The sequence below is a fragment of the Paenibacillus sp. GYB004 genome (assembly GCF_036577605.1).
Classification (GTDB): Bacteria; Bacillota; Bacilli; order Paenibacillales; family NBRC-103111; genus Paenibacillus_AB; species Paenibacillus_AB oceani.
Genome location: NZ_JARBDB010000009.1, coordinates 41,969 through 62,548, shown reverse-complemented (window position 1 = coordinate 62,548; position 20,580 = coordinate 41,969). Strand labels below are relative to the sequence as shown.

The 20,580-nt window shown below is 56.1% G+C and carries 13 protein-coding genes; 3 read left to right on the top strand and 10 right to left on the bottom strand.

Annotated features, from left to right (window positions below; all coding sequences use genetic code 11):
- Positions 1–349 precede the first annotated feature (349 nt).
- On the top strand, positions 350–2,176 hold the full coding sequence (locus tag PV433_RS05825; protein ID WP_332071242.1) for an ABC transporter ATP-binding protein: 1,827 nt from the start codon (positions 350–352) through the stop codon (positions 2,174–2,176).
- Entirely contained in the window at positions 2,145–3,890 is a 1,746-nt protein-coding gene (locus PV433_RS05820) for an ABC transporter ATP-binding protein (RefSeq protein WP_332071241.1), read from the top strand. Before PV433_RS05825 ends, PV433_RS05820 begins: the two co-directional genes overlap by 32 nt.
- Positions 3,891–4,499: 609 nt before the next feature.
- Here the strand turns inward: PV433_RS05820 and PV433_RS05815 are convergent.
- The 10 genes from PV433_RS05815 to PV433_RS05770 form a co-directional block, all read right to left on the bottom strand.
- Positions 4,500–5,708, bottom strand: a complete 1,209-nt coding sequence (locus PV433_RS05815) for an IS4 family transposase (RefSeq protein ID WP_332071240.1) — start codon at positions 5,706–5,708, stop codon at positions 4,500–4,502.
- A 281-nt stretch (positions 5,709–5,989) separates the two neighbouring features.
- Positions 5,990–6,739 (bottom strand): sugar phosphate isomerase/epimerase family protein, encoded by a 750-nt coding sequence (locus tag PV433_RS05810; protein WP_332071239.1) that lies wholly within the window; start codon positions 6,737–6,739, stop codon positions 5,990–5,992.
- A gap of 117 nt (positions 6,740–6,856) precedes the next feature.
- On the bottom strand, positions 6,857–7,456 hold the full coding sequence (locus tag PV433_RS05805) for a GyrI-like domain-containing protein (RefSeq protein ID WP_332071238.1): 600 nt from the start codon (positions 7,454–7,456) through the stop codon (positions 6,857–6,859).
- A 71-nt stretch (positions 7,457–7,527) separates the two neighbouring features.
- Positions 7,528–7,914: a hypothetical protein gene (locus tag PV433_RS05800; RefSeq protein ID WP_332071237.1), complete on the bottom strand. Its 387-nt coding sequence runs from the start codon at positions 7,912–7,914 to the stop codon at positions 7,528–7,530.
- A gap of 353 nt (positions 7,915–8,267) precedes the next feature.
- A complete protein-coding gene (locus tag PV433_RS05795; RefSeq protein WP_332071236.1) occupies positions 8,268–8,684 on the bottom strand; it encodes a VOC family protein in 417 nt (138 codons plus the stop codon).
- Between the two features lie 466 nt (positions 8,685–9,150).
- Complete coding sequence (locus PV433_RS05790) at positions 9,151–11,160, bottom strand: glycoside hydrolase family 15 protein (protein ID WP_332071235.1); 2,010 nt, start codon at positions 11,158–11,160, stop codon at positions 9,151–9,153.
- A gap of 136 nt (positions 11,161–11,296) precedes the next feature.
- Positions 11,297–11,554 (bottom strand): hypothetical protein, encoded by a 258-nt coding sequence (locus tag PV433_RS05785; protein WP_332071234.1) that lies wholly within the window; start codon positions 11,552–11,554, stop codon positions 11,297–11,299.
- Positions 11,555–11,613: 59 nt separating this feature from the next.
- Entirely contained in the window at positions 11,614–14,019 is a 2,406-nt protein-coding gene (locus PV433_RS05780) for a sugar phosphate nucleotidyltransferase (protein ID WP_332071233.1), read from the bottom strand.
- A 30-nt stretch (positions 14,020–14,049) separates the two neighbouring features.
- A complete protein-coding gene (locus tag PV433_RS05775) occupies positions 14,050–17,148 on the bottom strand; it encodes a 1,4-alpha-glucan branching protein domain-containing protein (RefSeq protein WP_332071232.1) in 3,099 nt (1,032 codons plus the stop codon).
- A 239-nt stretch (positions 17,149–17,387) separates the two neighbouring features.
- Entirely contained in the window at positions 17,388–17,897 is a 510-nt protein-coding gene (locus tag PV433_RS05770) for a DUF4912 domain-containing protein (RefSeq protein WP_332071231.1), read from the bottom strand.
- A gap of 401 nt (positions 17,898–18,298) precedes the next feature.
- On the opposite strand from PV433_RS05770, the gene PV433_RS05765 reads away from it, so the two are divergent.
- Positions 18,299–20,566, top strand: a complete 2,268-nt coding sequence (locus PV433_RS05765; protein ID WP_332071230.1) for a helix-turn-helix domain-containing protein — start codon at positions 18,299–18,301, stop codon at positions 20,564–20,566.
- Positions 20,567–20,580: the final 14 nt, after the last annotated feature.

The following is a 20,580-nucleotide window of genomic DNA, read 5'->3' as shown; positions in this document are numbered from 1 at the left end:
CAGGCACCCCCAAGAAAAATGGTTCACTCCTAACAATAGGATATTTTAGGATACTTTACAATGAGTCCTGTATAAAGAATGCATTCCGGCCGGACGGAACGCGGAAATGATCTTCGAGATTGGTTCTGGGGCAAAATCCGCAACCCGTCAGGCAATCGGCTATATCCTCGTTTTTTGAGTAAACTCGAGCTATTCGGAGCAACCGGGAGCGCCCGTTTTCAGAAAATGCCGCCGTCCCCATTCCCCACGGACAATCGTAAAACGCGAACATTTGTTTTTACCGTTTGACCCTTCAAAATCTGCAGTGCTACGATTAGTTCACTTTCTTCTCGGGCAGGTGATCGATCGTTTGTTTCACATTCCGGACTGGCTGCGCTTCTTCGTCAAACAGTTTGGCCGTTCCAAAGGAGCGCTTCTGCTCGTAACGCTGTTGACGGTGACAGCGGCCGTATGCGGAGCGGCGGCTCCGCTGCTGATCGGACGGATTATCGACCGGGTTACCCTGTACAGCGGGGAAGGGTCGTCCGTGCTCTCCCTCCTCCTGCTGGGTACCTTGCTGGTGACCGAGCTTAGCGTGACACTGCGCGCTTACGTCTCATCGAAAACGATGATTCGGCTGTCCTACCAGCTGACCGGAGAAACATTGGCTGCCGTGCTGCGCGCATCGTCCGGCTTTTTCACAAGTACGCCGCGGGGCGAGCTGCTTCAGCGCTGCATCCAAGATACGAAAGCCGTTCAGCAATTCGGCCTGTCCACCTTGCCCGGCTTCGTTCAGGAGCTCATACTCGCCGGTGTGGCAGTGGGGGTTATCGCCAGTTGGAACTGGCCGCTCGCAGTCGTATTGCTAGCCGCCTACTTCCTTTTATTCATCCCGGTTCACGTCTATGGCAAGAAGCGAGGCGCCGCCAGACAACAACTTGTGATTCACGAAGCCCGCCTCAGGCATAACTTGCTGGAGAAACTGGAGACGATCAAGCAAATCAAGCTGTACGGAACCGAGCGCAAGGAGCATGAAGCCGTCTTGGCCGAACAGGAGCGATGGGGGGATTTGAAATACCAGGAAGGCATACTCGACAACGTGTACCGGATGTTTCCGCGTATTCCCGATTCCTTGGCGCCGGCTCTTATCTTCCTGTTTGCCGGGTGGCAGATGATCCACGGACAAGCTTCCGTCGGCCAGCTCGTCACGATTATCGCCTATATTCCGGCGATTAACGCTCCAGTACGTTCATTTTTTGGATTATATGTCAGTTTTGCCGATATCAAGGTGCGGATTCATGGATTATTGGACTATTTGCGCTTGCCTGTGGAACCCGGCTTGCAGGACGGCTTGCTGCGGCTTCCCGGCTGCCGGCACCTGCCGGTCTCGTTCTCGGGCGTATCCGTTACGGCAGACCGCGGCGATTTGCTGCGCAATGTAAGCTTCACGGTCGCCCCCGGCGAACGTATCGCAATCGTCGGGCCGACCGGCGCCGGGAAAAGCACGCTGCTGAGACTGCTGCTACGGCTGCAGGAGCCCACAGCGGGTCATATCCGCATCGGCGGCTTCGCGATTTGCGAGCTGGACGCATCCCTTCTGCGAAGCCGGATCGGTTACGTCATGCAGGAAGGGACCTGGTTCAAGGATAGCTTGTACAACAATTTAACCTACTTGGGCGAAACGGATCACGATACGCTGGACAGATGGATTCGGGCGTTCGGCGCAGACTCGATCGTGGCAGGGCTTGAAGCCGGCTACGATACGGATATCGGCCAGAACGGCGGACGGCTCTCCGGCGGTCAGCGGCAGCTGATGAGTCTCGTGCGCACGATGATCAAGCAGCCCGACATCCTGCTGCTGGACGAAGCGACCTCCTCGCTCGACCCGATTAGCGAATCCCTCGTCTACCGGGCGCTCGACCTTCATGCGGCCGGCATTACGAGGGTCAGCGTCACACACCGTCTGCGGGGAGCGGCACTTGCCGATCGGATACTCGTGCTGGACCGGGGACAATTGGTGGAGCAAGGCTCGCATGAACAGCTTCTCCGCCTTCAAGGACTGTATGCCAAGCTGTGGCGGGAAGAGCTGGAGCAGAGCGACGGCGAAGATGGGAGCGCGGAGACAGAGCCCGCTGCCGAAGCCAAAGCTGAAGGAGGTGTCCGGCATGAGCATAGGCTTGCCCCCGTCGTCCGATAACATGTCCGGCACTGCGGCATATGCCAGGAAGCACCTGCTGCCCTATTGGCGGAATCTGCTGCTGATCGTGATGAAAAATGTAATCGGCGGCCTGCTGTACATGATCCCCCCGCTCCTAACGAAATACGTGCTGGAGCGTGTGCTGCCTGAACACAATTGGAATCTGCTGTTAATCGTCACTGCGGCGATGGTAGCCGCACCGATCGTTGGAAGTTTGCTGGTCGTTATGGAGGTCGTATGGGGAAGGTTTATACTCCGGTTGGCCTCCCGTGGACGTGCGGACTTGTTTCACGGCATTATTCGCCAACCGATGGACCGAATACGCGGATACCAGACCGGCGATTTGCTGACCCGCCTGCTGGACGATACCCGTTCGATCGGGGATATCGTGGACGGACACCTGGGCTTCATGCTGTTTCATATCGTAACCATCGTTTCCGGGTCGGCGATTTTATTCGGGATCGCCCCCGGCCTTGCGGCCCTCGTACTGACGCTATGGGCGGGACTAGCCATTCTGGTGACCGTGCTAAGCCGGCAGGTGAAGCGAAAAGCGGCGGAAACGGCACGCCACCAGTCGCTCGTCTCCGATAAGCTGCGGGAAATCGTATCCGGAGCCGCGTTCCTCAAAGCTTCCGGGCTGGAACAGCGGGCGATGGCAGACGTGCGGAAGGCTCTGAATCGGGAATGGGAACATACCCGGCGAACGGTTCTCGCCGACCACCGCATCCGTATTCTCCATGCCTCGTTGAACGCATGCATCCTCGTTCTGATGTACGCAGCCGGCGGCCAGCTTGCGCTGCACGGACAGATCACCGTCGGAGCGCTGATCGCTTTTATCGCGGTCTATAATTGGCTGCGGCCGTTCGGCATCTCGATGATCGAGATGGTGATGGCTGTCGTGAAAGTATGGCCTTCCGTGGGACGGGTCAAGGAGATTGCCTTTACAGCGGAGGAGGCGCCGCCGGGCCTTGTGCCGCAAGGGCCTGTTGCGCTGGAGGTAAAGCGGCTTGCGTTTCGCTATGACGGCAAGCCGACGCTTGAAGATATAAGCTTTCGCGCTGCGCCCGGTTCCATCGTGTCGATCGTCGGTCCTCGGGGGTCCGGCAAATCGACGCTTGCGGATCTGCTGCTTCGGCTGCAAACGCCGGAATCGGGGGAGATCCGGCTGAACGGCCTATCTCTCGCTTCACTGGATTCGGATTGGCTGAGACGTCATATCTTGGGTGTCACGCAGGATGTAATGCTTCGAAGCGGGACGATCGCGGACAATATCGTCTATGGCAGCGAAGAAACCGGCGCAGCCGCTCTGCAGGAGGCTATCCGCACCGCAGAGCTGGAGGAGTGGCTCTCCCGCCTGCCCGAAGGGCTGCGGACACCGGTTGGCGAGCAAGCGTTGCAGCTGTCCGGCGGAGAGCGGCAGCGGATCAGCATCGCGAGAGCGCTGCTTCGCAAGCCCGCGATCCTGATCCTCGATGAAGCGACTTCCGCGCTCGATCCCGGCACCGAACGCCGGCTGCTGGAGCGGATGATCCGGACGATGCAGGGGGCTACCCTGATCTTCATTACGCATCGTCTCGATATCGCGCAGCGGTCGGACGAGGTGATCGTGCTGTGCGATGGGCGGATCGTGCAAATAGGCCGCCATGCCGATCTGCTGTCGCAGCCGGGGATGTACCGGGAGCTGTGGCACGAGCAAGCGGCGTCTGCCGGGTAAGGCGCGCGGCGCTCGACATGGCGGCGGATCGCGTTAAGGTGCGCGATTCGCATTAAGGCGTTGTTGTGGGAGCGGAGCGGCTTGCGTACGAATCTTCATTTGCGGGAGGATCGTCGGGCGGGAATCGATGTGAGGGGACAGCTGCGGGAGGTACGTCGGGCGGGACCTGATGTGCGGGAACAGACGCGAGAGGTCAGTCAGGCGCGATCCGATGTGTGGGGCAGACGCGGGAGGCCAGACAGGCCACCCGACGCATGGAACCAGATAAAGGTGGTTTGTACCCCTATCCGCTCAATTTTCAGGCCCGTGATAAAAATAAGAGCGGTTTGCATCCTTTATTTCCGCTGATAGAGCCGTTTTCCCGACAAGTTCGCTGAAATAAGGGGTGCAAACCGCTTCTATCTCCAGGCGGCAACCTAGTAAGTGAAAAATAAGAGGTCCTAATAGCACTAGCGTTGCAAAAACAGTAACATAGAACGTTAAGTTTTCATTTATTAGTAAACAAAGAACATTAATAACTTATTTTTACAGTCACTTTGGCGTGTAATCGGCCAAAAAAGTAATCTCAAACAAGGTAAGTCATGTTATCCCAGTTATTGGATTATTTAATTATTGATGGTAATTATGTGGCTTGTACACACCGATCGTCGGATAGAAGCTCTCAGGTTCTGGTTCTTCTTTTGAGGCTTTTCTTCCTTGTGACGTTCGCGTTGGTTTTCGATGTAACTCTGCCTGAAAAGCCTGCCATGATTTGTATGCAAAGTGCTGAAGCGTGCGCCATACTTCCCTTTCTTTCTGTTCACTGATCTCCAACAGCTTGATCAAAATCATCAAACTATAGGCTAGCAAGCAAAGATACATGGTATTCCAAAGCGCTTGGGGCTTGTAACTGTACAGTTTTACTAGCGCAGCCCGCTGTTTTAACCACTTGAAGAATAGCTCAATAATCCAGCGCTTCCGGTATGCTGCTGCAACCTCTTCCGCAGTAAGATCATATCGATTTGTGACCACGCGGTAGAGGTGTCCTTTATCGTCCAGGTACTCGACCAAGCGTACCGGATTCTTCATCGATCTAAACTTACTACCAAGCCAGATCTTAGCATCTCGAACGATCGATGTTCCGGGGGGAACGGGGTACGTTTCTAAAAGGTTTCCCTGGTGGTTATCGTTGATCCGAATGATGTACTGGAATTCCTGACGAATCCACTCATCCATATGTCGGTAATTCACGTAACCCCGGTCCATTACATACAGGACATCCTTGGCTACCACCAGTTCCATCACTACAGTCCCGTCGTTGACGTTCCCAGTTGTAGGAATGATCGCTTCCGGAACGAGTACATGAGGAGAGTCAACCACGAGACGAAGGTGCATTTTCACCATCGTTTGATGCTTACTAACCTTAGCCCACTGGCCTAGCCCTGCAGGGATAAGCAGCGAAGTCGAGTCCACGATGTGTAGTTTTCCTAATTTGGGCAGCCCCTGCTCTGCCTTCGTCAATTGCCGAATACGTCCACATACGCGAATGAGCAGCCGTTCCAGCACCTCTGTTGGAAGAGTCGGCAACCTTCGAGTCAATTGAGAATGGCTCATGCTTTTGACATTCAGCATTTCTTGCAAGGACTCTTCGGCACGTAACGCTTTTTCGATATCGCGAGAAGAAGCGTGTTCTAACAAGTAGGATGCGACAAAAAGGCGGATACAGTCTGCTGTCTTCAGCTTCTTCATTCGGTAGTCGTACAAATACATGGGCAAATTCTCAAAAGGTAGATGAGAAAGATATTGACAAATAACTGGTTGGTTTGTAGTGTTATCCATGGGTAATCTCCTTTGTAAGAGGTATGGATAACATGCCTTACTCTTACAATAGGAGATTTTTTATTTGTTTACCATGAAAATGCATCATTTATTAACATTATTAGTAAATAAAAGAAGATGTTTTATGATGTTAGCTTTTATGCAACGCTAGTGGTCCTAATAGTTCTTATTGGACCAGGCTGCCAAAAGGTAAGCCGTCAATGGAAAGCTTCCCTCCAGAATGCTTACGTAGGGGGGAGCCAAAAAGAAGCTGTCCAGGCTCAATTCCCGGACGGCTTCTCTCAAAGCAACGCCAACAACGTTTCCGCATCGCTTCGGAACTGCTCCGGACTGTCGTCCTTCACAAATTCCAGCATCATGTAATGCTTCCCGGCCTGTGCTGCGATGACGGAAACGTACTGCCGCCAGTCGGCCCGGCCTTCGGACAACGGCAGCCGCTGTCCGGGCAGCCAGTGGAACACATGAATATTTGCCAGCCACGGAAGCACGGCGTCCAAGGTGCGGCGGGACGCATCGAAATCGCCCGGGCACGGGGGCTGCCAGTTGCAGCGGACGTTCGGATGGTCGATATCCCGGAGCAGCGCGACCGCCGACTCCGCCGTATCGGTCAGCGTATTCCGGTGATATTCGAAATCGATCGAAATCCCTTCCCGTGCGGCCAGCTCTGCGATCCGCCTCGTATCCTCGGCCACGCCCGTCCGCCACAACGCATCCGACACGTCCGAACCGCGGTCCCCCGCCCATACCCGGATTGCAGGAGCCTGCAGCGCCACAGCCGCACCGAGCACCGCTTCAAAGGGCCCGCCCTTCTCGGTGTTGCCTACACAATAATAGGAGCCGTACGAAGCGACCTCCAGCCCTGCCTCCCGGGTGCGTCGTCCCACTTCCGACGCCCTTTCGATATCGCCATGGGGAACATGGATGTCTCCTCCCCATTCAATTGCATCCAGACCGGCTTCTGTGGCAAGTTGCAGCACCTGTTCCCAAGACAATTTGCGAAACGTAACCGATAAGAGCCCGGTTTTGATCATTTGCGTTCCTCCTGCAGCATTCGTTTAGATTGGTTTCGTTTTGGCCCTCGCCCAAAATCTTCCTGGCAACCTCGTTGCCTTCCTTCAAATTGCCGGCCGGACCGGAGACGTATCCTGTTAGGTTGTACTTAGAGCTGAAACCGGCATTCTTACGATCGTCTTCCATTGATTGGGGGTTGGCTGGCATTCCGGAGGATTTACGTAAATTTCATACCGGTCGCCAATTACCTTGTACCCTTGCTCCCGAATATCTTCTACGATTCGTTCCACCGTACGTCCCGTTTCCTTGTAAGGTCCCATATGAAGCCTCTGTGCGCATAAATGCTGCTGCCTAGCGACGAACTCCGTCCCAGGAACGATTTCGTTTTTGTACCGCTTCTCCACATTCGCCCGCGCTTCTTCATATAAGGGAAAGTCGATGAGATCGGGAACCTGCATCAGCTCCGTATATGTCCACCTGTCCCCGTCCTGCTCGTGCCACTCGATTTCATGGGGCATCAATTTAAAAACATACCCTAGATTATTCTTAGTCAACCTCTTCAGTTGGTTGACGATTTTCCAGATCGCCCAACAGTTATTTGGCCGCCCGATCCCGTTTAAAGTCCCGATCCCCCGATGAATGATATATTGCAAGGCGGGAATGGTCACAATCTCCGTCCGATTTGGCTTCATGTCGTATACTTCTCTGTACAGCTTGCGGTTGTCGTTTAGGACCATACGGGTCAGCTCTTTTCGAAAGTTTTCTTTGGAAAGTAATCTCTTTCCCACCAAATGAGATACCCACATGCTCAGCTCAAATCATAGGTAGTCCATCCGACTTCATTAATCCTGGTCTGCAGGTTGAGAAAATGCTTCGTTTCTTTGCGGGAAACTCTTTTATTCCATACTTTTACAGATATATGGTTACTGTCATTAAAAACAAAGCGTACTCTCGGCTCCGAGAAAAGCTCGATATATGGAGGCATATGACAAGAGTCTCTCCAGCCCACGCACTTTGTCTGATCCTCAATCAGATCCGTTGTATGAAACTCATCAGATTCATTAACATAAGCAACCCAGTTTTTCCGGCATTCCCTGAAAGAAATACGTTTTATAGGTTCATGAAGGCTCTCCTTGTAATAGACACCCTCCGAAGAAATCTGAACTATCGAACTGTGATGCAATTCTTTATGCACCCTCCAGTTCTCCCGCAGTCTGCGCAAGCCCGGCTCCATACAACCGACAACGCATTATCCTGTTCCCTCCTAATAGATTTTTATAGATAATCAGCCGATTGTTAAATCCCACTACTTAGAGTCAATTCCATAAGAGTTATCAACCAAACTCCCTTAAATGATAAGAAAAGTCTATCACTTTGAAGTGTTAGACTTTCCTTTTTCTTAGGGTAAGGGAACGTGAATAGGCCGAACATTCCTTCGCCAAAACTGATCAGGATATGTAATATGTTACCACTCTATCATAATGGCCTTTTCGCTGTAAATAGAGTCGACTTTTCCCCCTCCGTTACTCCATTCCCGTTCATTTTCTCTCACTCATAGTACCAGTCATGATGCTCCGTATAACCGCTCCACGCAATCAGCTTATTCCCGTTAATATCGTGGAAATGGAACGTCCAGCCGCAGCCGGGGCCGCCCTCGATCTCGCTCGTCCGGACGCCGGACGCTGTCAGATCCTTATGAAGACGCTCCAGATCCGCAACCCGCAAACAGGCGCGAACCCTGTAGTTATCTGCATCCTTGACATACCAGTAGCTGTCCTCATTTTGCGTATCCGGACGGAATAGACAAATTCGCATCCCTGAGGCCAGCTTTAATTCCGCCACCCCTTTGGCGGGCGGGATCAGCTCGAATCCGAGATGATTCACATACCAGTCCACCGATTGGTTAATATCCTGAACCGGGATTTCCAGCGTCATATCTTTGACTACCAAACTCAGTTTGCTCATATCAGGCACATCCTCTCAGAAATTAAGAATGATCTCGATAAGTAAACGATGAATGCTTCAAAAACCTGACACTTGGTTTGCAATTGGACGCTCAAAAAGGCCCGGTTCGCACCGGACCCGCTTCTATATGCCACTTTCCCCTTGCTTCTCCATCATACCCGCAAGCGCGAACACGCCTAAATCCGCGATATCTAACAGATCCCGCCAAAACTCATAAGGTTACCGCTCAGCTTTCAAATTAACGGGACCGGATCGGCGTTAGCAACCGGAAGCCGAGCCGCTGACCGATGGGTTCGAACAATTGTGTATGAAAAATCACATTCATGTTCCGTTCCACAAGGTAAGTCGATGAATTTGTATGAAAAATCATACAGAATGGATCACTTCGCGACCAAATCGAACGATTGTATACGAAAAATCGCATAGACGGCACGAACAGCTTCAGTCGGCAACGAAGCACAACTCTTTATTGCTCGCCGCCGCTGCATTCGCCATCGCTCCCGCCAACGCTGCTGCGCTCCGCCAGCTCCTTGACCTTGTTCGTATACTTCACAACGGCCAGAACGAATGTGGCGTGCGACCAGGTGAGCGGGGCGACGGACAGCGGGCTGCCGTCGAACGGATCGAGCTGCTCCGGAAGTACGCCGGTCTCGAGCGTCTGACGGGTCACCCATTCCAGCGTGGCCTTCGGCGATGCCAGGTCCTCCATCGACTTCGCACACTCAATCTCCCACTCGGCCATCCACAACGTGCAGATGATCCAAGGGTTGCCCGGAATCCGCTCGATATCTGAGGAGCGCTGGAAGTAGTAATCGTTTTTATACCTGGCGATGCCTCCCACGCCGGTTTGAATCGTCAACTGATCCTTCAGGAAATTCATCGTGCTTCGTACCCGCTCGTCGTCCGCCGGCAGCACGCCGAACTCGAATATGCCGTACACGCTGCTTTCGGGCGTCATATCCTTCACCCAGGTGCCGTCCTGCCGGTACAACCCGCGCGCGAACCGGCCGCTTTCCTCATCCCACAAATGCCGCAAAATGCCGGACTTGATATATTCGGCGGTCTGCCGGTACCGGTCGCTCCGCTCCGTATCGCCGAACAATTCGCAGAAGTCGGCGGCAGCCTTCAACCCGCCGTAGACGGCCGAAGCGGTGAACGTGTAGATGCCGTACCGTTCCTCCCACAAATCGTAGCTCGGCTTCGGAAGCCGCAGCTCGGTATCGATGTAACTGCGCATAAATTTGGCCGCCTGACGGATCAAAGTACCGTACAAAGACTGGCACAGTTCGATATTGCCGGATTGCCGGTACATGTGCCACAAAGAGAATAGCACCAGCGCGGTTTCGTCCTCCTGAATCGGCAGCCGCGGCTGACCGCCTGCAATGAACGGATGCCAGCTCGATCCGACCGTCCCGTCCGGGTTGTATTTATGGTGCAAGTATCCTTCCGGCGCGATGACGTCCGCACAAAACTCGTAAAACGGAACCACCGTCTCGTGATACCCCGCCATCGACATCGCATAAGCGACCAGCGCGCCGTCACGCGGCCACATGTAGCTGTAGTGATCGCGATTATAATTCATAATGTCGGTATCGTTGGCGGCCACGATCGCTCCGTGCACGTCGGTTTGGGTGCGGACGATCAGCAGGCTTTGCTTATACAGCGAGACGACCGCTTCCGGTAAGTCCGCAAATTGGCGCTCCAGTTTGTTCGACCACCGCTGCCAGTATATTTGCACACGGTCGAGCAGCTTGCCCGGGTCGTTGTCGCGAACGTATTGATCGAGCCGCTTGACCTCGGCCAGCGACTCCCCGACCGACAGCCAGTAATAGCAGTAGTCCGAGGCGCCCGCTTCCAGCTTCAGCCGAAAGCCGATCGTGCTGTCCACCGAGCCTTGAGCGATCGAGTTGCCCATCAGGTGGCCGTCTTCGGCGTCCCTCCACGTCCCTTCCGCGTGATGAAACCGTTTGACGCCCATCGAGAATTGGTCGATGCCCGTACCGCCGGCATGGCCGTTGGCCATAAAATACCGGTTCTTCTTGTAGTGAAACACCGTCCGGTTATGCGGGTAATAGGCGGCTGTATCGCCCACCTCAGTTTCATTAATGGCCAGATCCTGGGTGAAGAACAGCCGGATCTCCCGCTCCCCCCCGCTCCGGTTGTCGATGCGAATCCGCTTCAAGTAAATATTGTCGCGCTGATGAACGCCGTCATTGATCTCCAGCGACAGCTCCAGCTCCGGATGATAAGCCGTCACCCGGGTTACGAGAGAGTCGGGCACATAGCCGGAGCTCCAGCTCCAGCCTTCCTCGCCCAGCCATACGAACGTTCCGTCCACCCACAAGCCGATTCGGCAAGGATACCCCCCCACATGATTCAATTGCCCGACATACGGATAGTAGAGATCCCGGATACGGGTATACCGGTCCAAATTAATCAACATGCTGCCGTTACCGACGGCAAAATGGCGAGGCATCGTCCGCTCACCCTCTCTAAGAAGTATTCACCGGCTGCATCCCCCCTGGAAACGTGGAGCCGTGTCCTTCCGGACACGGCCCAACGAACGTCGGCAGTTCCGCCCTGCCTCGTGCAAGCTAAGGCACTCTCTCGCTTCACCGTCTTTGCCGGATCGGCATCTGCTTTCGTTCCGCACCAGCCGGCTGATCAGCCGGCTGCCGCTGCGGACGGCTGCTGGTCATCCGTACGAAACAATCGTACTTATTGGCCGATGAGCCGAGAACCGAGTATTCCTCCCAGGATACGGAGTATACACGCACTTCCCCGGTCGTAAAATGTGCGATCATGCAGGACCGCTCACGGTCGTATTCGACGAACCCGATTTGCTTCGATTCGATCGGGATTTCATTCATTCGCCGCACACCTCGTCTCTGTTCTAGGAACATATATCGCCCGGATCGGCCTGTTCCCGCTATTGAATATGTCGGATTAATTCCTGACGATACCGCTCGGCCAGTTCCATCGCCTTGTCTTCCCGCTCGCCGTGAGCGATCAGCGTAAACTTCGGCTCGTCGGATTCCGGCAGCAGCAGCACCCAGCCGGTCTCGTCATATACTTTAATGCCGTCCAGCAAATCGGCCCGCCGGTTTTTGGCCTGCTCGGTCAAGAGCCTCATCAGCCTTCCCTTCTCGTCCCAGGGCACTTCGATCGAAGTGTGATGCAGCGAGAAAGCCGGCAAAAACTGAAGCAGCTTCGACACGCTCATCCGGCTGTGCAGCACATTGCGCGCCAGCAGTCCGAGACCGAACAGCGCATCGTATACCGGATGGAACGGATGCCCGTCTGACGGCTCCATGACGGCTCGCGAACTTCGCTTCGTACGAACGATGCGGTTGCCGAACCCGGACGCCGCCGAATCGAGGAACGACGGAGCGCTGAGCGGCACCCCGATCGTGCGTCCCCGGAAGCAGCGAAAATAGGACATATATAACAGCACGTTGACGTGTTCACGGGATACCGGATGGCCGGTTTCGTCATACAGCTTGAAGCTTTGGCCGCCTGCCTCGAAGATCACTCCGGCATCGGCCGCCCGCTCCGTTATCGCGGCTTTGAGTCCGGCATCGCCGGGCCCCGGATCGACAAAGGCAATCTCCCAGCGAAAGGCATCCGCCATCTTGCCGACAAGCTTGCGCACGACCGGATCGGATACCGAGACAACCAGCTTGAGCCCCATCTGGCTGGCGTAGCCGAGCTCGGCGACGATCCGTTTCCCGTACCGTTCGACGATGCTGAGGGCAGCGGTCACTTCGGCGATGCTCGCCGCTTCCGTGCGCGAGTAATCTTCCTGAGCAAACGCGTTGTCGACTTTCCGTTCGGCGCTTTTGCCGATCGGAAGACCTGCCGCATCCAAGCACTCCAAGCAGCAGACGACGCGGCCGCCCGCATTGTCGCACTGTACATGGATGCCTCCGTCCACGTCCAGCGTATGGACGCCGAAGCGCGCGACTGAAGAGCAGCTGTCGCCCGCATCGATGACATCGACACCGACCGCCTGCAGCGCCGGTACGAGAACCGAGCGGATGAGCCGGGCGAAGCCGTCCGGCGACGAGCTGACCGCGAGCCGTTTGCCTTTAGCCAGCGAGGCTCCGTAAGCGCCGGCGAACTTGACCGCAAAATCCGGGGTGATCTCTTCGTTGGCGTACCCGCGCACCGTGCCGTCCGCAAACATCGGCTTCACCGCATCGTCTCCGCAGATGACGGAGCTGCTCAGCATCGCATGTTCGCGTACCCGTTTGCGCGGCCATATTTTGACGCGGGAGAGCACTTGCGCCTTGGGACCGAGCGTACAGTGACTGCCGACCACGGCGCCGTCTGCGATGACCGTCTCCGGATAACTGCGGATGCGGCTGCACAGCGTAGCGCCGCTAAGCTCGTTATTTTCGGACAGATAGTTGCTGTCCCACAGAATCGCTTGGCGAAGCGCGCAGCCCCGCGCGATCCGGTTGCCCGTTCCGAAAACGCAGTACGGACCGATCGCCGCTTCCGGCTCGATCACCGTCCCGTCGCCGATGTATAAGGGACCTTCCCACTTCTCGCTCCCGGGCGGAAGCGCCACTTGTTCCCCGACGAAAATGCCGGGCTTCCATTCCTTGGCTTGAATGCGCACATCCACTTTGCGGTCCAGCATATCGAACTGGGCTTGCCGGTACTGCGTCAGATTGCCGATATCCGACCAATACCCTTCCGCCGCATAGCCGTACAGCGGCTCGCCGCGTCTCATCAGGAGGGGAAACAGATCGTTGCTGAAATCCTGTTCCTTGCCTTCCTCGACCCACTGAAGCACTTCAGGCTCCATCACGTAAATGCCGGTGTTGACCGTATCGCTGAACACTTCGCTCCAATCCGGCTTCTCCAGGAAACGGATGACCTTATCGTCTTCGTCCGTCATCACTACGCCGTATTCGAGCGGATGGTCGACCCGTGTCAGCACGATCGTCGCAAGCGCTTCTTTCCTCCGGTGGTATTCGATCGCGCGGCTGAGGTCAAAGTCGGTCAACGCGTCTCCGCTGATGACGATGAACCGTTCGTCGAGAAATGCCGACGCGTTTTTTACGCTTCCGGCCGTACCGAGCGGCGACTCTTCCTCGAAGTAAAACAGCTCGACTCCGTACTCCCGGCCGTCTCCGAAATAACTTCGGATCACTTCGGGCATGAACTGCATCGTCACTCCGATTTGCGTAATGCCATGCTTCTTGAGCAGCTCGATAATGTATTCCATGCAAGGCCGGTTCAACAGCGGAACCATCGGTTTCGGAAGCTGGCAAGTGAGCGGCCGCAGCCGCGTTCCTTTGCCGCCTGCCATGATGACTGCCTTCAAGCGTTTCCCCCCTGGGTCTTATATATTGAATTACGATTTCAAACGACTGTTAGCGGCAAATGAGATCACTTTCGCGGTATCGCCGGTCCGGTTCGGGCTGCCGCCCCGCTGTGCGCCGGGAACCGTAATCTTTCGCAAACTGGCATGCGGCGCGAGCCCGTCGTACAGCTTCTGCACCTCCCCTGCGATGGCAGACGAACTGTAGCAGGTGCGTACCTGTTCGTAAGCGCGGTCCGCCATCCGTCTCCCCGCCTCGCCGTTCAGCAGTTGCTCCGTCACATGCCAGGCCAGCGATTCGGTATGCCCGGGCAGCGCCTTGAACCCCGTCGTTCCATGCTCGACAATCTCGGCGAGCCCCCCGACATCGGAGACGACGAGCGGCGTCCGCGACGCCATCGCCTCGAGCGCTACGATCCCGAACGGTTCGTACAAGCTCGGAAAGACGCACAGATCGGCTGCGGCGTACAATTCCGCCTTCGTCCCGTCATCGATAAATCCCCAGAACGCGACACGGTCCCCGAGTCCCATCTCGGCGGCGCGCTGCTCCAGCGTCTGACGCATCGGTCCGGCTCCGGCTACGACCAGCTTCGCTCCCGGCACTTGGGCCAGTACCGCCGGCATCGCCTCCAGAAGCACCTGCACCCCCTTCTCGTACACCAGACGCCCAATGAATAGGACGACCCGGTCTCCCGGCTGAAACCAGCTGCGTTTCGCCTCCGTCACGCATCCTTCGCACTCCTCTTCAAGCAGCTCCCGCTCGCCCGGCGGCTGTTCCTCCGAACGGCCCGTCGTCCGTCCCGCGGTTCGAATCCCGTTCGGCACGATATCGACCTTGTCCCCAGGCAGCTGAAACAGCCGGACGACCTCCTCCTTCATATACCGGCTGCATACGAAGACGCGGGCCGCCTCGTAAGTCAGCCTCCACTCCAGCTCATGGATGCTGCCGGACAGCGCCGAATGCAGCTTGCCCTGCTGCCTTCCCCATTCCGTGGCATGAATCGTCGCCACCAGCGGCAGCCCGAAGCTGGTCTTCATCTCGCGCGCCGCATGAAATACCATCCAATCGTGCGCATGCAGCAAATCGATGCGGCCGCCGTTTTCTTTCCACGCGATCAGATGATCGGTCATCGCCAGGTTCATTTCGAACGTCCAGTGATAAAAGTCGGTGTCTCCGGAGCATAATACCGGCAGCCGGTGCACGTAGACGCCGTTTCGCCCCTCGAACGGTGCCGCGCCCTCAAAGGACGTCGTAACGACATGGACGGCTTCGCCGCGCGCCGCCAGCGCCTCCGCCAAGTCGGCTACCGCCCGCGACAGACCCCCCACATGTTTGGGCGGGTATTCCCAGGCGAGCATAAACGTATTCCGCTTATCCCTCGTATCCTGGAGCACCGCCTCCCACACTTCTGCATCCGGGATGAGCGGGATCGGCGAGCTGCGGATTACTGCGGCATAATCTTTGTAGTCCGCTTCCGGGAAGCAAGGGTGCCTTCGCTCCAGTGCGGCCACGTAAGGCTCGTCGATCCGCCCCTCCTCCAGCATGGCGCACAGCTTGTGGAAGCAGCCCAGATGCTCTTTCGTCCGCCGGACTGCATAATCGACGACGGTCCGGCTGTCCATAATAAACGCCCAATCGCTGCTCTGGGCCAACATCAGCTCCTTGGCCGCCTGATTCAGCGCCCGCTCCCGCGTCGGTTCAGGCAGTCTGACGCTTCGTATCCCCGCAGAAGGGCCCCCGCCCTGCTCCTGACCGGCAGGTTCTTCGAGCAGACGTTTCGTCGCAAGCCGGACCATCCGCCGTTCCGCCGCATGCAGCCGGCGGTAAATCCAGTCGTTATCCGGCTGAAGCCATACTTCGGACGAATGATTCCGGCCCCAGCTCGAGGCGTTAACCGTGCCCGTGTCGGCAACCGGATATTGCCGCAAATAGTCGCCGGGCGTAGTCATTTTGAGCTGACACTGATCGTGGTACATTTTGCGGCACAGCATATCGATCCATATCGGCCCTTCGTACCACCAATGTCCAAACAGTTCGGCGTCATAAGGGGATACGATCACCGGCAGCCGGTCAAGCCAGCTGTTCCACTCCCCTGCCTGCAGCACGCGGCTCCGGATGAAGTGATCGGCGTGCTCTGCGGCGGCTTTGCGCGCCCATTCGGGATTATAGGGCTCGCGGTGATGGCCGCTTCCCGTAATCCGGTAATATTTCAGCCCCGTATGGATGCGCTCGTGCGTAGGCAGCACGTACGGACGTATGTATTCCCACTCGTCCGCATCGTTCCAGCCCAGATCCCAGCCGATGTCGCGGTAATATTCCCGGTAATCGTAATGCCCCGGGTACCCGTTCGCCGCGCTCCATACTTGCTCGGACGACTCCGGGTCCCGCGGGAAAGCCGTCACGCCGTACGGCGTCATGAGCGGAGCCGCCAATCCGCGATTCGGCGCAGGCGACGCATACCGGACCGCCGTAGAATCGCAAATAAAGTAGCGGATGCCCTCCATCTTGAGCAGCCGGTCAATTCCTTCGGCATACCCGCATTCGGGAAGCCATATGCCCGCGGGCTTACGGCCGAAATGCCGCTCGTATTCGCGGATTCCCGTACGGAGCTGGGCGCGGATCGCTTCCTCCGTTTGCATAAGCGGCAAAAAGCCGTGGGTCGCCGCCGATGTCAGAATCTCCAGCTTTCCCATATCCTGCAGCTGCCGGAACGCTCCAATGATGTTATGGCCGCAGCTGTAAAATCTGGCCTGAAGCTTCCGGAACTTATCCGCATACTGTACCGCCAGCGGATACAGCGCTTTGTCGTCTTGAAGACGGCGCTTCTCTTTGTCCGCAAGCTCGATCAGCCGGCCCAGATGCCGGTCGTATCGCTGCTGCATAAGCGGATCGTCGCATAACGCGAGCAGCGTGGGGGTCATCGATATCGTCAGGCGGAAATCGATCCCGTCCTGGACAAGTCCTTCGAACACTTCAAGCAGCGGCAAGTACATTTCCGTCATCGCCTCGTAAAACCACCGCTCCTCCATGACGTCCTCCCGGTCGGCATGACGGATATAGGGCAGATGGGCATGTAAAATCAGCGCCAGATAGCCTGTGCATTCCGTCTTCGTTTTCCATCGTTTATACATCGGAACCCCCGTCTATGAATCTGCTTCTCTCTCTTGTTTCTGGACATTACTAGTTTTCCGCGCGAAGGCGGAACGGTCTGTACAAACGAAAACGTACACGGGGTCACCGCTAGACAAGCTTCTGCATCGCAGCTGTTCGGTGAAGTTCATTCAAGGGCACAGGCGGCGACTTGTTTCTGGCCGGAAATTCGCGGTCCGCTTCGCTTTCATGCCTGGCGAACTTGCCGGTTCCGAACCGTTCAACAAGACTGGCCGCGTTCGAAGTTCTCTAGGCTGTATGGCGGAATGTACGCCGGGGGGTGAGGATTTGACGCTTCGGGGACGACGCAAACAATCGGCTCGCCCCAGCCGGCCGGACAGTCCCGGGCGGTGCGGACGGCGTTCGACCGGAGAAACGGAACGAACTGACGTTCCCACGTATACACGCCGTAATCGGCCATGTACACCGTGTTGGCGTTCAGCTTGGGCACGTACCAGTTGTCGGCTTCCGGAGTCAGCACGATCTCGCGGACCTCGTTCGCATTGTGCCCGTCAAACCATTTATGAGTAACATCGTACAGGCGCAGCACTTTGGGCAGTTCGCTCCAGTCGCAGCCGAAATGCTGCGAGGCGAGCCATTTTTTCCGGTCGGCTATCTCCCAGTACGCATACAGCGTATGGGCGTCCCGCGCCATCAGCCTTAAAGTGCTTGCCCGGAGCGCACGCGGCGTCTCCCAGCTTTCTTCGCTTTCCATCCTGCTTTCGTTCAAACGGCTCCCCCTTTCAACTTGGATACTTTTTACAATACGATACGTTTTTCAATTTTATGCCTACAGTTGTGACCAACGTTTGTACACATGTTTGCGGGCATGGCGGAGGGGGAAGCACAGACAAACCCGCGCACTTGGAGGTAACCGGGTTGTAGTATGCTTGCGGCCTATACTTTGGGAGTAACCTCGGGTACGTTCATCGGCACCTTGGCACTTTGGGGGCGACCTCGACCTCCCGGCACGACACATCATGGTCATACGCTTTGCCGTCCCCGTCTCACTTTACAGTTTCTTCACCTTTTTTTGCATGCAACCGCTCCGATTGTACGGTACAATTACGTTACGTTGTGAAGCGCTTTCGCAAAAGATGATGCATCCGAAGTAAAGGGGTCTGGCGAATCTTGTTGAAATTACCGCTCAAAGTCAACTCTCTGCTGGTCAAAAGCTTGATCAGCTTCCTGGCGATTATCGCGCTGCTGGCCTCCTTTAATTTCCTGTCGTTCGCCTTCTTCAAAACCAATATCGAGCGCGAAATTATACAAAATAACCGGGTAGCTCTTAAAACCGCCGCGGACCGGTACGAGAAACATATCGCCATCATCAAAACGATGCTGTTCAAGCTGTACCAGAACGAGCAGGTCGTCTCCTTCGGCCGGCAGCTTGCCGCCAAAGATCCGGGAGCGGTCAATTACTTGAAACCGGCCGACATCGTGGAGAGCATCCGGCGGGATATCAACAACCCGTTTCTCTACATGGATAATGTGTTCGTGTATTACGCCGCCGCCTCGTTCACCGTCGACAAAAACGGCACCGGCGACGCGGCCCGGACGTTCTCGCAATTTTATGTAAGCGAGCCGTATACGCTCGGGTTCTGGAACCGGCAATTTTCGCAGGCCGCTACGACCCAGCTGCATCCGAACCGGCTGTTCTCGATCGTCTCGTCGGATAAGCAGAACAAGCAGTTGATCCCGATGACGGTCAAGCTGCCGGGTTACCCGCATATGATTATCGGCATGCTGGACGCCGGACAGCTGCACGAGTCGTTCTACGGCAACAACGGCCCGGCGTTTACGATCGTGCATTCGGACGGATCGGTCATATTCGATTCCTCAGGCCCGGACACCGCAAGCAAGCCGATACCGCTGGCGGAAGATCAAGATTACACGCTGCAGGACAATACATATTACTTTACATACGACAGCGAAGAAACGAATCTGACCTACATGACGTCCGTGCCTTATTCGAGCATCGCTTCGCAAATCCGCAAGCTGGAAGTGACGCTGCTTGTCCTGTTTGCCGTGTCGGTTGCGATCGCGGCCGCCGCCTCGGTCGTATTCAGCCGCAAAATCAACGCACCGGTGAAGCAAATCATCGCGTCGCTGCGCCTTCGCAGTCCCGAGGTGGTCCGCAGCAGCATTTACGAATTTAAGCTGATTAACGAAATATCCCGGGAGCTGATTCGCGAGCGCAACGAAATTCATGAAGATCTGCAAAGCAAAACGTCGCTGCTCACCGACTTCGGCTACATCAGCAAATTAAAAAAGCTCGCCTCCGGCTCCAACGAATGGAAAGATACGATCGTGCAGAACCGGCCGTTCCGGATCGTCCTGTTCCAACTGCATATCCGCACCAGCAGGCACCAAGCCATGCCGGCGAAGCCGGATCGTCTTACATACGCCGCCCGGGAATGCATCGATCTGATGTTCGCCGAGCCGTTCCCGAACTCGCGGACGCTGCAGATGGAGAGCAACCAGCTCGTGTCGGTCGTATTCGGCGACGACCGGCGCGAACTGCTGGAGCGGACGCTGGCGGCGCTGAAGGCGATATTCGATCAGGACAGCGGCCATTATGCGGTTACCGCAGCCGTCAGCTCGTTTTATCCCGAAGGGTCGGACTTCAATCTGGCTTATCGGGAGACGCTGGAGAGAGCCCGGCAAGCGAAGCTTCAGGACGGCATGCAGCTGATCTGGGACGATGTGCGGGAGGTTCATCATTTCGTCTTTACAGCCCAGGAGGAACAAGAGCTTTACAGTCATTTGCAGGAAGGCGGAGGAGCCGCATGCGTACAGCTCGTCGTTCGGATGCTGGAGCATATGGCGAGGAAAGAAGCGTTTCGCGTCCAATACCGGACCTTCGCCCAAGGCGTGGCGGCCAAAGTGCTGAAAGTGACGGACAAGGCGAAAATCGAGCCGGAACCGGCCGGTCAGTTAAGCGATATGGTGGCGGATTTGGAGGATTGCTTTACGCTTGACGATTACAAGCGTTTCCTGGAGACGTTCATTGGGGTCGCCGCCGAAGCGGTCAAAAGGAGACGGGACGAGAAAGACCCGGTTGTCGAGTTTTTCTTCGCTTATTTGGAGGAGCATTACTCCGAGGATCTTTCGCTGGATTCGGTCGCGGACCGGATGAACATGTCGAGCACGTACTTGTCCGCTTATATTAAAGAGAAGACGGGGACGAACTTCAGCGATCATCTGAACAACGTGCGCATCCGACAGGCCAAGGAAATGCTGGCCGGCACGAGTATGAGCATCCGCGACATCGGCGAGAAGATCGGTTACCGCAACGACACCTCGTTTATCCGGATGTTCAAAAAAAGCTCCGGCCTCACCCCCGGCGACTACCGGAAAAGAGCGGCGCTCGAGGGCAATGCCGGATTGCAGTTATAACCGTATGCCGCATG